Genomic DNA, 272 nt, shown 5'->3' with positions numbered 1-272 from the left:
TCCTCAACATCCTCGCCCGCCAGCGCGAGCCACCGCCACCGGTGACCATCCTGACCCCGGAGGCGCTCCGGCTGCGGCATGCGCCCCTGGCCGACTGCAGCCGCTACGACAGCCTGAGGAGAGGACCCTGATGGAACGCACCGCTATCCTCGCCACCATGGGCGAGCCGAAGCTCTACGGCATGCGCGCGGCGTTTGACGCCATCATCACGACCGCCGTCAAACGCCAGCATGAGCCACAGCAGGTTATCGGCGACTTTGTCTCGGCCGAGA

The 272-nt window shown here is 67.3% G+C and carries 1 pseudogene; it reads left to right on the top strand.

Features of this window, described 5'->3' with window-relative positions:
• Positions 1 to 130: 130 nt before the first annotated feature.
• Positions 131 to 272 (top strand): annotated as a pseudogene (locus MJ643_RS30775) (ATPase); the annotation flags it as partial.

This window comes from Pseudomonas sp. PNPG3 (genome assembly GCF_023093815.1).
Taxonomy (GTDB): Bacteria; Pseudomonadota; Gammaproteobacteria; order Pseudomonadales; family Pseudomonadaceae; genus Aquipseudomonas; species Aquipseudomonas asiatica.
Note: the sequence above shows the minus strand (reverse complement) of the source record. Positions and strands in the feature narration are given on the sequence as shown.